The 12,181-nt window shown below is 42.0% G+C and carries 17 protein-coding genes; 16 read left to right on the forward strand and 1 reads right to left on the reverse strand.

Translation table 11 applies throughout. The features are described 5' to 3' along the window. The first annotated feature begins 13 nt into the window (after positions 1-13). The 13 genes from rplR to FTU16_RS05970 all read left to right on the forward strand — a co-directional run bounded on the left by rplR (position 14) and on the right by FTU16_RS05970 (position 8,549). Positions 14-364 carry a 50S ribosomal protein L18 gene (rplR, locus tag FTU16_RS05910; RefSeq protein WP_067762903.1) on the forward strand — a complete coding sequence of 117 codons (351 nt, stop codon included), beginning with the start codon at positions 14-16 and terminating at the stop codon, positions 362-364. Positions 365-366: 2 nt separating this feature from the next. Continuing rightward, entirely contained in the window at positions 367-864 is a 498-nt protein-coding gene (rpsE, locus tag FTU16_RS05915) for a 30S ribosomal protein S5 (RefSeq protein ID WP_067762902.1), read from the forward strand. Between the two features lie 6 nt (positions 865-870). Continuing rightward, positions 871-1,047, forward strand: a complete 177-nt coding sequence (gene rpmD / locus FTU16_RS05920; protein ID WP_005012961.1) for a 50S ribosomal protein L30 — start codon at positions 871-873, stop codon at positions 1,045-1,047. Between the two features lie 3 nt (positions 1,048-1,050). Further along, positions 1,051-1,491 (forward strand): 50S ribosomal protein L15, encoded by a 441-nt coding sequence (gene rplO, locus FTU16_RS05925; RefSeq protein ID WP_078189271.1) that lies wholly within the window; start codon positions 1,051-1,053, stop codon positions 1,489-1,491. Between the two features lie 45 nt (positions 1,492-1,536). After that, entirely contained in the window at positions 1,537-2,856 is a 1,320-nt protein-coding gene (gene secY, locus FTU16_RS05930) for a preprotein translocase subunit SecY (RefSeq protein ID WP_171263746.1), read from the forward strand. 20 nt (positions 2,857-2,876) lie between these two features. Beyond that, positions 2,877-2,993: a 50S ribosomal protein L36 gene (gene rpmJ / locus FTU16_RS05935; RefSeq protein ID WP_000867907.1), complete on the forward strand. Its 117-nt coding sequence runs from the start codon at positions 2,877-2,879 to the stop codon at positions 2,991-2,993. A gap of 107 nt (positions 2,994-3,100) precedes the next feature. Beyond that, positions 3,101-3,457, forward strand: a complete 357-nt coding sequence (gene rpsM / locus FTU16_RS05940) for a 30S ribosomal protein S13 (RefSeq protein WP_078189269.1) — start codon at positions 3,101-3,103, stop codon at positions 3,455-3,457. A 19-nt stretch (positions 3,458-3,476) separates the two neighbouring features. Then, positions 3,477-3,863 (forward strand): 30S ribosomal protein S11, encoded by a 387-nt coding sequence (gene rpsK, locus FTU16_RS05945; RefSeq protein ID WP_001040166.1) that lies wholly within the window; start codon positions 3,477-3,479, stop codon positions 3,861-3,863. Positions 3,864-3,875: 12 nt separating this feature from the next. Beyond that, entirely contained in the window at positions 3,876-4,502 is a 627-nt protein-coding gene (gene rpsD / locus FTU16_RS05950; protein WP_078189268.1) for a 30S ribosomal protein S4, read from the forward strand. 17 nt (positions 4,503-4,519) lie between these two features. Continuing rightward, positions 4,520-5,527: a DNA-directed RNA polymerase subunit alpha gene (locus tag FTU16_RS05955; protein WP_004650465.1), complete on the forward strand. Its 1,008-nt coding sequence runs from the start codon at positions 4,520-4,522 to the stop codon at positions 5,525-5,527. An 18-nt stretch (positions 5,528-5,545) separates the two neighbouring features. Then, entirely contained in the window at positions 5,546-5,911 is a 366-nt protein-coding gene (gene rplQ, locus FTU16_RS05960) for a 50S ribosomal protein L17 (protein ID WP_005012953.1), read from the forward strand. Positions 5,912-6,127: 216 nt separating this feature from the next. Then, positions 6,128-7,618, forward strand: a complete 1,491-nt coding sequence (locus tag FTU16_RS05965) for an NAD(P)/FAD-dependent oxidoreductase (RefSeq protein WP_180162892.1) — start codon at positions 6,128-6,130, stop codon at positions 7,616-7,618. Between the two features lie 133 nt (positions 7,619-7,751). After that, complete coding sequence (locus FTU16_RS05970) at positions 7,752-8,549, forward strand: alpha/beta fold hydrolase (protein ID WP_373683890.1); 798 nt, start codon at positions 7,752-7,754, stop codon at positions 8,547-8,549. A gap of 44 nt (positions 8,550-8,593) precedes the next feature. Here the strand turns inward: FTU16_RS05970 and FTU16_RS05975 are convergent, their stop codons facing one another. Then, a complete protein-coding gene (locus tag FTU16_RS05975; RefSeq protein WP_180092978.1) occupies positions 8,594-9,766 on the reverse strand; it encodes an acyl-CoA dehydrogenase family protein in 1,173 nt (390 codons plus the stop codon). Positions 9,767-9,947: 181 nt separating this feature from the next. Between FTU16_RS05975 and FTU16_RS05980 the strand changes: the two genes are divergently transcribed. The 3 genes from FTU16_RS05980 (at position 9,948) to FTU16_RS05990 (ending at position 12,169) form a co-directional block, all read left to right on the forward strand. Continuing rightward, entirely contained in the window at positions 9,948-10,205 is a 258-nt protein-coding gene (locus FTU16_RS05980) for a succinate dehydrogenase assembly factor 2 (RefSeq protein WP_078189264.1), read from the forward strand. After that, positions 10,198-10,584 carry a hypothetical protein gene (locus FTU16_RS05985; RefSeq protein ID WP_078189263.1) on the forward strand — a complete coding sequence of 129 codons (387 nt, stop codon included), beginning with the start codon at positions 10,198-10,200 and terminating at the stop codon, positions 10,582-10,584. The genes FTU16_RS05980 and FTU16_RS05985 overlap by 8 nt, the downstream gene beginning before the upstream one ends. Before the next feature lie 520 nt (positions 10,585-11,104). Next, entirely contained in the window at positions 11,105-12,169 is a 1,065-nt protein-coding gene (locus FTU16_RS05990) for a hypothetical protein (protein ID WP_180162893.1), read from the forward strand. Positions 12,170-12,181 lie beyond the last annotated feature (12 nt).

The raw sequence follows: 12,181 nt of genomic DNA on the forward strand, positions 1-12,181 counted from the left end.
GCGCGAGGTTCTTATGAACGAAAAGAAACAATCCCGTTTGCGTCGTGCGAAAAGCACACGCTTGCACATCCGTGCATTGGGTGCGACTCGTTTGTGTGTAAACCGCACTCCGCGTCACATCTATGCTCAAGTTATCTCTGCAGATGGTGGCAAAGTATTAGCGCAAGCTTCTACTTTAGACGCTACTCTACGTGCTGGTACTACTGGTAACGTTGAATCGGCTCAGAAAGTTGGTGCTTTAATTGCAGAACGTGCTAAAGCGGCTGGTGTAACTAAAGTTGCATTTGACCGTTCTGGTTTCAAATATCATGGTCGTATCAAAGCCTTGGCTGATGCTGCTCGTGAAAACGGCTTGGAGTTCTAATCATGGCTAAAGTTGAACAAAACGAAGGTCTTGTTGAAAAGCTGGTTGCCGTTGATCGTGTAGCCAAAGTTGTTAAGGGTGGTCGTATCTTCTCTTTCACAGCATTAACTGTTGTGGGTGATGGTAATGGTCGCGTAGGTTTTGGTCGTGGTAAAGCACGTGAAGTTCCAGCTGCTATTTCTAAAGCACTTGAAGCTGCTCGTCGCAACATGATTACTGTTGACCTTGTTGACGGTACTGTTCAGCACCCTATCAATGCTCGTCACGGTGCAAGCCGCGTTTACATGCAACCTGCTTCTGAAGGTACTGGTGTAATTGCTGGTGGCGCTATGCGTGCAGTTTTAGAAGCTGTAGGTGTACGTAACGTATTAACTAAGTGTTATGGTTCTACTAACGCTGCTAACGTAGTAAACGCAACTTTTAACGGTTTGCGTGATATGACTTCTCCTGAGAAAGTTGCTGCGAAACGTGGTTTATCAGTAGCACAAATTCAAGGGTAATCAATCATGAAAACGATTAAAGTTACCCAGACTAAATCTTCATCGCACCGCTTGAAAAATCACAAGCTTAGCCTTAAAGGTTTAGGTCTGCGTCGTATTGGTCATACAGTTGAAGTGCAAGATACGCCTTCTAATCGTGGTATGATCAACCAAGTTTACTATATGGTTAGTGTAGAGGAATAAGCCATGACTCTGCGTTTAAATACAATTGCACCTGCAGAAGGTGCTAAGCGTGACAACCTTCGTTTAGGCCGTGGTATCGGTTCTGGCGTTGGTAAGACTGGTGGCCGTGGTGTCAAAGGTCAAAACTCACGTAAGAGCGGTGGTACACGTCCTGGTTTCGAAGGTGGTCAAACTGCGTTATACCGTCGTTTACCTAAATTCGGTTTCACTAGCCAAATGGCTTTGAAAACTGCTGAAGTACGTTTATCAGAACTTGCTAAAGTTGAAGGCGACATCGTGTCTCTTGAAACTTTAAAAGCTGCTAACGTTGTACGTAAAGATATGTTGCGTGCACGCATCGTACTTTCTGGTGAAATTACTCGTGCATTCACTGTTCAAGGTGTTGCATTGACTAAAGGCGCTAAAGCTGCTGTTGAAGCTGCTGGCGGTAAAGTCGAGGAGTAATCCCCAGTGTCTATGACTCCTAGTTCGACAGGTCATGTTAACATGATGAAAGGCCAACCTTTTCATGTGAAATATCGTGAAATTATTCGCCGTATGATGTTCCTCATCGGGGCGTTGTTGGTTTTTCGACTGGGAGCACATATTCCAGTACCGGGCATTAACAATGCCGCACTAGAGAATCTGTTTAATGCAAACCAAGGTACGATCCTTGGTTTGTTTAACATGTTCTCAGGTGGTGCATTAGAGCGTATGTCAATTCTTGCTCTTGGGATTATGCCGTATATCTCTGCATCGATTATCGTGCAGTTAATGTCTACGGTTGTTCCTTCGCTGGAAGCTTTAAAGAAAGAAGGCGAACAAGGTAAGCGTAAGATCAATCAATATACGCGACAAGGCACATTGTTTCTTGCACTTGTGCAAGCCGTTGGGATGTGTGCAGGTCTGATTAGTCAAAATATTACTTTGACTAGTGGACTTGCTTTTTACGTTCCTGCTGTAACTTCTTTGGTTGCAGGTACAATGTTCCTGATGTGGTTAGGTGAGCAAATTACTGAGCGTGGAGTAGGGAATGGTATTTCCATGATCATCTTCGCTGGTATCGTTGCTGGTTTGCCGAACTTGGTTCTGCAATCTTTAACCTCAGTAGATAATGGCCAATCAAGTTTAATTGGTCTTGCAATCTTTGCATTGCTATCTGTTGCAGTGTTAGCAGCAATTGTGTTTATTGAGAAGGCGCAGCGTCGCATTCCAGTAAACTATGCTCAAAAACAGCAAGGTCGTCGTGTATTTACTGCTCAGCAAACACATTTGCCATTAAAAATTAATATGGCGGGTGTGATTCCTGCAATTTTTGCGAGTTCATTGCTATTGTTCCCAGCGAGCTTAGGGCAATGGGTTGGCAGTGCAGACCCAAATGCTGGCGTGATTAAACGTGGCCTACAAGATTTGGCACTCGTATTGTCGCCGGGTCAACCGATGTATTTGGTGCTATTTGGTGCATTAATTATCTTCTTCTGTTACTTCTATACTGCGCTAGTATTTAGTCCGAAAGAAGTGTCAGAGAATTTAAAACGTAGTGGTGCTTATGTGCCGGGTATTCGTCCTGGTGAGCAAACTGCACGCTATTTAGATCATATTTTGAATCGTTTGACTTTTATTGGCGCGGTTTATATCACAATCATCTGTTTAATGCCGATGATTCTACAAAGCTCATTTGGTATTCCATTTAGCTTAGGTGGTACGTCTTTACTGATCGTAGTGGTGGTGGTGATGGACTTTATGGCTCAGCTCCAAGCTCATCTCACATCGCATCAATATGACAATCAATCGTTAATGCGTAAAACGACTGCTCATCCGAAAGGATAAGCGCACTTAGAGGTTTCATTATGAAAGTTCAAGCTTCTGTAAAGAAAATTTGTGGTAGCTGTAAAGTTATCCGTCGTAATGGGGTTATTCGCGTAATTTGCAGCGCAGAACCTCGTCATAAGCAGCGTCAAGGTTAATCTGATCAAGACCTGTTGATTTCAGTAGGCTAATTAGGTTATTATCCGCCCCTCAAAGATTTTGTCGGGCGGTTGATTATCTTAACTGCCTTTTTGGAGAAAATTGAATGGCTCGTATTGCCGGTGTAAACATTCCGGATAACAAGCATGCTGTTATCTCTCTAACGTACATTTTTGGTATTGGTCGCCACACTGCAAAAGCTATCTTAGCTGCTGCTGGTATTGCACCAACAACTAAAATTCGTGAATTAGATGACGCTCAGCTTGATGCGATTCGTGCAGAAGTTACTAAGGTTCCTACCGAAGGTGATTTACGTCGCGAAATTTCCATGAACATTAAACGTTTAATGGATTTAGGCTGCTACCGCGGTCTTCGTCATCGTCGCAGCTTGCCTGTCCGTGGTCAACGCACCAAAACTAACGCACGTACCCGTAAAGGTCCGCGCAAACCTATTAAGAAATAAGATTTCTGGAAGCTAAAAGATGGCTAAAGATACTCGCACACGCAAGAAGGTCACTCGTACCGTCTCTGAAGGTGTTGCACACATTCACGCTTCTTTTAATAACACCATTGTGACTATTACCGATCGTCAAGGTAATGCACTGGCTTGGGCTACCTCTGGTGGACAAGGCTTCCGTGGATCACGTAAATCAACTCCGTTTGCTGCTCAGGTAGCTGCTGAAGTTGCTGGTAAAGCTGCTTTAGATTACGGTTTGAAAAACTTGGACGTCCTTGTAAAAGGTCCTGGTCCAGGTCGTGAATCTGCGGTTCGTGCTTTAGGTGCAGTGGGTTATAAAATTAACAGCATTACCGATGTGACGCCAATCCCGCACAACGGTTGCCGTCCACCTAAAAAACGTCGCGTGTAAGGAGAAACATTCATGGCTCGTTATATTGGTCCAAAATGCAAACTCTCTCGCCGCGAAGGGACAGACCTGCAATTAAAATCTGGCGTTAAACCATTTGACGTCAAAACAAAAAAAGCTGCTAAAGCACCTGGCCAACATGGTGGCGCTCGTGGCGGCAAACAATCTGAGTACTCACTACAATTACGTGAAAAACAAAAAGTACGTCGTATGTACGGTGTTTTAGAGCGTCAATTTAGTAACTACTACAAAGAAGCTGCTCGTGTTAAAGGCGCAACAGGTGAAAACTTGTTGAAACTTCTTGAAAGCCGTCTAGATAACGTTGTTTATCGCATGGGTTTTGGTTCTACACGTGCAGAAGCTCGTCAGCTTGTATCTCACCGTTCAATCACTTTAAATGGTCGTCGTGTTAACATCGCGTCTATCCAAGTTAAAGCTGGTGACGTTGTTGCAGTTCACGAAGGTGCTAAACAACAATTGCGTATCAAAAACGCAGTTGAGTTAGCGACTCAACGTGGCATTCCAGCTTGGATTGAAATTGATCATTCTAAATTGGAAGGTACGTTCAAAGCTGCACCAGATCGTTCTGATTTACCTGCTGAAATCAACGAAAGCTTGATTGTAGAATTGTATTCTAAATAATCCTTGAGGTAGCAATAATGACGCGTACTGCAAATGAGTTTCTAACTCCGCAAGCGATCAAGGTCGAAGCGGCAAGCGGGACCTCGGCAAAAGTTATTCTAGAACCATTAGAGCGTGGCTTTGGTCATACTCTTGGTAATGCTTTACGTCGTATCCTTTTGTCTTCTTTACCTGGCGCAGCCGTGGTTGAAGTAGAGATTGAAGGTGTCGAGCACGAGTACAGTACTTTGGAAGGCTTGCAGCAGGACATCGTCGAGCTCTTGCTGAACCTAAAAGGATTGTCTATTAAGCTGTTCGATCAAAATGAAGCTTATCTGACATTGGAAAAACAAGGTCCTGGCGACGTTACAGCCGCTGACCTTCGTTTACCACACAATGTTGAAGTGGTTAACCCTGAACACTTGATCGGTACTTTAAGTGCTTCTGGCTCATTAAAAATGCGCCTGAAAGTTTCTCAAGGTCGTGGTTATGAGACTTCTGATTCACGCTTCCCTGAAGGCGAAACTCGCCCAGTGGGTCGTTTACAATTAGATGCTTCTTACAGCCCAATCAAACGTGTGTCTTACACAGTGGAAAACGCTCGTGTAGAACAACGTACTGACCTTGATAAATTGATCATTGATCTTGAAACCAACGGTACTGTTGATCCTGAAGAAGCTATCCGCAAAGCGGCAACAATCTTGCAACAACAAATTGCAATTTTTGTTGATCTTCAGAAAGATCAAGCACCAGTTGCTCAAGAGCCTCGTGAAGAAGTTGATCCGATTTTGCTTCGTCCAGTAGATGATCTAGAGCTTACTGTTCGTTCTGCTAACTGTTTGAAAGCAGAAAATATTTACTACATTGGCGATCTTGTTCAACGTACTGAAGTTGAGTTGCTTAAAACTCCTAACCTAGGTAAAAAATCGTTGACTGAGATTAAAGATGTTCTGGCATCGAAAGGCTTGCAATTGGGCATGCGTTTAGAGAACTGGCCACCGGCTAGCCTCCGCATGGACGATCGCTTTGCTTATCGTAGCCGTTAATTAAGTAGGACTATCACCATGCGTCATCGTAATAGTGGTGTGAAATTAGGCCGTACAAGCAGTCATCGTAAAGCGATGTTCCAAAACATGGCTAATTCTTTGTTCGAACACGAGTTAATTAAAACTACTGTTCCTAAAGCAAAAGAATTGCGTCGTGTTGCTGAGCCTTTAATCACTTTAGCTAAAGTCGATTCTGTAGCAAACCGCCGTTTAGCGTTTGCTCGTACTCGTTCAGCTGCAACTGTTGGTAAATTATTTACCGTTCTTGGCCCTCGTTACAAAGAACGTAACGGCGGTTATCTACGTGTTCTTAAAGCGGGCTTCCGTGCAGGTGATGCTGCACCGATGGCTTACGTTGAGCTAGTAGATCGCGAAGTTAACTAATTTCGTGAAGAGCAGCGTACGTTGTTCTAAAAAAGGTCGGTTTTTAACCGACCTTTTTTAATGCCTGCAATTTTGTGTTGGCTGTATATTGTTAGACAATAATTCAATTTGTCCTTAAAAGATAAAAATAAATCGCCTTTTGCTTAAACTTGACATTGTGCATTGTCAAAAATGTGATTTAATAAATATAAATCTAAGATAGGTTAAAAGAACAACATGGAAAAACAAGTTGATATTCTCATTATAGGTGCAGGGATCTCCGGTGTAGGTTTGGCTGCTCATCTTTCAAAAAATTGTCCTAATCGTTCATTTGAAATTATTGAACGTCGTGAAAGTTTTGGTGGTACATGGGACCTTTTTAAATATCCGGGTATTCGGTCTGATTCGGACATGTCAACTTTTGGCTTTAATTTTAAGCCGTGGAAAAAATCTAGTGTGCTTGCAGACGGGCCTTCGATCAAAGGCTATCTTTCTGAAGTAATTGACGAATATAAGATTAAAGAAAAAATTCATTTTCTGCACCGTGTTGTGAGTGCGAACTACGATTCACAAACTCGTAAATGGTCTGTTGTTATTGAAGATGCGAAGAAGAAACAACAAACCTGGGTTGCAAATTTCGTCTTTGGCTGTACGGGTTATTATAATTATGACCAAGGGTTCCAACCTGAGTTTAAAGGGCAGGAAAACTTTAAAGGTACCTTCATTCATCCACAACATTGGCCTGAAAATTTTAATTATGCAGGCAAAAAAGTGGTGATTATTGGCAGTGGAGCAACAGCGATTACATTGGTACCAGCTATGGCAAAAGGCGGTGCAGGGCATGTGACCATGCTACAGCGTTCTCCAACCTATATTGCCTCAGTACCTTCTATTGACATCATTTATGACAAGATGCGTAAAGTATTGCCTGAAGATGTTGCTTATAAACTGACCCGTGCACGAAATATCGGTGTCCAACGGGCTGTTTATGCTGTTGCACAAAAGCAACCTAAATTACTCCGTAAATTTTTATTAAAATCAATTGAGTTGCAGTTGAAAGGTAAAGTGGATATGAAGCACTTTACCCCAGATTACAATCCTTGGGATCAGCGCCTTTGTGTGGTGCCAGATGGTGATTTGTTTAAAATTTTACGCGATGGCCGTGCATCTGTTGAAACCGATCAAATTGAAAGTTTTACTGAAAATGGCATTCAATTGAAATCAGGTAAACATCTTGATGCAGATGTAGTAATTTCTGCTACAGGTCTCAACATTCAAATTTTAGGCGGCATTAGTGCCACACTCGATGGACAGCCACTGAATACCTCAAAACATATGTTATATCGTGGTGTTATGGTCAGTGATGTACCCAATATGGCGATGATTATTGGCTATATTAATGCTTCATGGACTTTAAAAGTCGATATTGCTTCTGAATACATCTGTAAATTGATTAACTATATGGATCAAAATGGTTATAACCAAGTGATTCCACAAGGCGATGCGACCGAGTTGTTAGAAGATACCGTAATGGGCAGTTTGACCTCAGGCTATATTGCACGTGCAGCAGATGTGATGCCAAAACAGGGTAAACATGCACCGTGGAAAGTCAGCAATAACTATTTGGCAGATCGTAAAGAATTAAAGCATGCTTCATTTGAAGATGGAGTGCTGAAATTTGAAAAAAAGTCTGATCAAGTGGCGGCTAAACCCAGATTAGTTTCTTAAGTCAGTTACATAAAAAAGGAGCATCATGCTCCTTTTTTTGCTTTAGATATGTGACTTTAGGGTTTTATTTGATGCGCTTTATTTGTTGAAAAATATATGATGTTGAAAACAAGGAAATGTACACAGGGTTAATGTGAATATTCAACAACATTCAGAATTTATAAAATTAAATGATTATGAGCTATATATTAAAGCTTGGCAGCCTGAAACAGCAGATAATGATGCAACTTTGGCTCCGATTATATTGATGCATGATTCTCTAGGCAGTGTGGATTTGTGGCGTGATTTTCCTGCGCAATTGGCTGCTGAGTCTAGCAGAACGGTAATAGCGTATGATCGCTTGGGCTTCGGGAAATCATCAGCAAATCCTGATGCATTAAGTACTGATTTTGTCTATACCGAAGCACAGCAGGGCTTTAAGGCGTTACTTCAACATTATTCTATTCAACAGTTTATCGTGATGGGGCATAGTGTTGGCGGAGGAATGTCTGTGGTCATTGCCAGTGAATATACTGAACAATGTCGAGGTCTGATTACCATATCAGCACAGTATGAAGTAGAAGAACTCACATTATCGGGTATACGTGAAGCTAAAACAGGGTTTGCGCAGCAGGGACAGCTTGAACGCTTGGCTAAATATCATGGGGATAAAGCCCAATGGGTTTTAAATGCTTGGACTGAAACTTGGCTCTCACCGAGTTTTCGTCAATGGAACCTCGAGCATTATGTTGGAAAAGTACAGTGTCCAAGCTTGGTCATACATGGAGAACTGGATGAATATGGGACGACAGCACAAGCTCAGAAACTTTTTTCGGGTATACAAGGCGATACCGAGCTAGAGATTTTGGAAGGGCTTCATCACATGCCGCACAAAGAGCAACCTGCTTTGGTCACTGCACTGATCTGTGATTTTGTGAATGATTTAAGTTGATATCGAAAGAATGTAAAAAGCCCATCTGATGATGGGCTTTGTTGTTATAAAGATCGGGAAATGAGCTCTTTCATAATTTCATTGGTTCCGGCATAGATACGGTTGGCACGATTGTCGATATAAGCGCGAGCAATTGGATATTCAAGCATATAGCCATAGCCACCATACAACTGCAGACATTCATCCACGACTTTGGAAAACATTTCTGAAATTTTGTATTTAGCAGCGGCTGCAGCGTCAATACCGAGCTGTTCCTCAAGTTGTAGTTCCATACAGCGATCTAGATAAGCTCGACAAAAATCGATTTCAGTACGTAGTTCTGCCAATTTAAAACGGGTGTTTTGGAAACTTGATACGGTCTTGCCAAATGCCTTACGTTCTTTGGTGTATTGAACAGTGTGCGCAAAGACTGCTTCTGCACCTGCTTGGCAAATAATCGCAACCAACATGCGCTCCCAAGCCAATTCCTTCATCAGCATCATAAAGCCCATACCTTGCATGCCGAGTAAGTTGCTTTTAGGGACGCGGACATTATCAAAAAACAGTTCACAGGTATCCTGACCTTTCATGCCAATTTTGTTTAAAGGTTTGCCTTTACTAAAACCGACGCGATCTGCTTCGACGATAATTAGCGATAAATTGGCTGAACCTTTTTCACTATTACCTGTCTTGCAGACCACAATTGCCATGTCACATAAATAGCCATTGGTGATAAAGATTTTTGACCCATTAATAATATAGTCATCACCATCTTCTGTAGCGGTTGTGCGTACGGCTTGTAGGTCTGAACCTGTGCCCGGTTCGGTCATTGCAATGGCAGTCACGGTTTCGCCAGATGCCATTTTCGGCAGCCAATGCAACTTTTGTTCTTCATTGCCAAAGTTATGAATGTAATTGGCCACAATGTCGGAGTGCAGTGAAAAGCCGGTAGAGGAGTCCATAGCATAGGCCTGCTCTTCAATCAGAATCATGCTATAGAGTCGGTCTACACCATAGCCGCCATAAGCTTCGGGCATGGTCGGGCAAAGCAAGCCCATGGCACCGGCTTTATTCCATAAGTCACGGTCAACATGTTGTTGTTTTTCATATTTTTCGATATTGGGCACAACTTCTTTTTCATAAAATTTTCGTACTGTTTCACGAAATGCATCATGTTCTGCATTAAATAATTGACGTGGCAGCATGTTATTGAGTGGGCGAATCGCTCCAGATTGCATTTTGAATATCCTATTCATTTTTATGGCTTTGTCTCAACTTATAAGATGCAGCGTGTGACTTCAATGTGCAGAACATTCAAAAGCAGGAAATGCGATGAAGCATTCGGTCAATCTGTGAAAACACTCCACTTCAATGGGGTGGATGAGTTACACTAGACGGGTTCAACGATTGGGGAAGACAATGACTGATGAAATCAGCTTAGAAGAGCGTAAAGTGATCTACCGTGCACGTCGTGGTTTAAAAGAGATTGATGTTTATTTTGATCCCTACGTCAAAAATTACTATTTACAAGCCGATGCAGCTGAAAAAGACATGTTTGCAGAACTCGTTGCTGCAGAAGATCCAGATTTGTTGGATTGGTTTATGGAAGTTAGTGAACCGCCACGTCCTGAATTAAAAACGTTTATTCAAAAATTAAAACATTACGTTCATGGATAATCGGCAATTCAAACTGAAACGCAGTTTTTTATCGCATGCGTTTCAGTTTTTTATTTTTGCGGTATTGATGACGCTGCTTTATCAGTTACTAACACCCATGCTTTGGGGGATATTTTTCCTCATCGGGCTAGTGGTTTATGTTCTGTTTTTCCGTAAGCATTTACACGTCACCAGTCTAGATTATTTGGATGGAACTGATTGGTCTTTGCAACGACTGAACCGCCCGGTGCAACGCGTTCAAATTAGCCATATTTTGGATCATCAAATGTATATCGTGGTGTATTTTATGCATGCGCGTGCAAAACCGGTGATTATTTGGCGCGATCAATTGTCATTGAAACAGTGGAAATCACTCAAAGTATTGGCCAAAATGATCTAATTGTTAGACAGCCTGTATTTTTAAAATTCTATAAAATGAAAATATTTCATTATCTTATATTGCAGGTAAAATAATCTTGTCTGACAGGATTGGATTTTATTGGCAAAATATTTAAATTGTCTGACAATTTTAAGCTGTGCGGTGATTCTCTGCCTATATATTAGCCTTACCAACAGCCGTTAAAGGAAATCATCATAATGATGCCAACTTGGATGTTTCTGGTAATAGCGATTGTGTTAGCAATTGTTATAGGACGACTAGGAACAGTGCTGAAGGAACAGTTAACTCAAAAATAAGCAGTCAAACGCTTTCACAGTTAATAAGTAGCATGTGCCGAACCGTCGCTATGCTACTTTTTTTTTGCCTAAAATTTAGTCTTTGTAAAAAATCAGTCAATTGCATTCAGCGTGATTCATGGCACAGTGTGTCGTTCAAATTAGAGCAAATACTCTTTTATTCATTTTTTGCTTCTGATATGTTTGTCGTGATGGACATAAACACAATTATAGAGGACAGGAAAATGTCGAGCGTCCAAAAAATATGCCAGGGTGTGGCAGTTGTAGCAATAACAAGTACATTATTCGCGGGTTGTTCGCAGGTTGTAAAAACCGGTGCTAATGTTGCACTCGGATTTACAGAAAAACATATTGTGCCACCAATTTTAGCCATGGAAGATGCTGAAATGGTGTGTAATTCAGGTAATTCATTAACTCCAGCCATTATGGCCACCAAAGATATGGGCGCAGACCCAACACGTGTGGCTGTGTTGATGTATTCAGCAGCAGGGATTTGTGCAGAACAAAAAGCCTTGGATGCAGAGTTACGCTATTTACGTGCATCTAAAGCCAACCAAGTATCCGAAGCACAGGATGCTCGTGTTGAGCAAAAGCGTTGGGCGGCACTTGCTGCACAGCGTCAATATACCGGCTATCAATTATTTCAAGATCGTTTTGAAAAGAAGTATAAGAAAAGTCTAGGTGAAGGCTGTCCAAAAATGAACAGCGACATTGACCAAACAGTGTATATGTTGGGAATGTTAAGTGGCTTACAGGCCATGACCAATGATATTAACTCAGGTGGGGCGGTAAACGTTCCAAAAGACATTGCTGCGATTGTTGAACGCGGTATGGTATGTCTGAATAATGAAAAATTCTGGGGCGCACCAAATGCAACCCGCGCTGTGATCTGGACGTTATTGCCGGGTGCAGGTGATGGAAAACCTGATCCATACCAAACATTGAAACAATCTACGCAAATTGGTGAGCAAAAAGGCGTGAGACTATCTCATGCGTTATATGCCGTTGCTGCACAGGCCAGTGGCGATGATGCGAAAATCCGTGATGCCTTACGTACCTTTGCACAAGCGCGTAGTGATGAAAAACCTGTTAACCCACAATTTAAACTCATCGATAGTATGGCTGAAAGCATGGTGAAAGGGATTTCAGATCGTTATTGGACTGAACATACAGGCGTTCGTACGGCTGATGATGGTATGGAACATTTCTGGGATGAAAGTGCCAATAGTTCTGAACTCGATGATTTGTTTAGTGGTGATATTGAAACCAGTGGCACAACTGCAAATTAATCTTTGCAATAG

The sequence above is a fragment of the Acinetobacter sp. YH12069 genome, from assembly GCF_013419675.1.
Classification (GTDB): domain Bacteria; phylum Pseudomonadota; class Gammaproteobacteria; order Pseudomonadales; family Moraxellaceae; genus Acinetobacter; species Acinetobacter amyesii.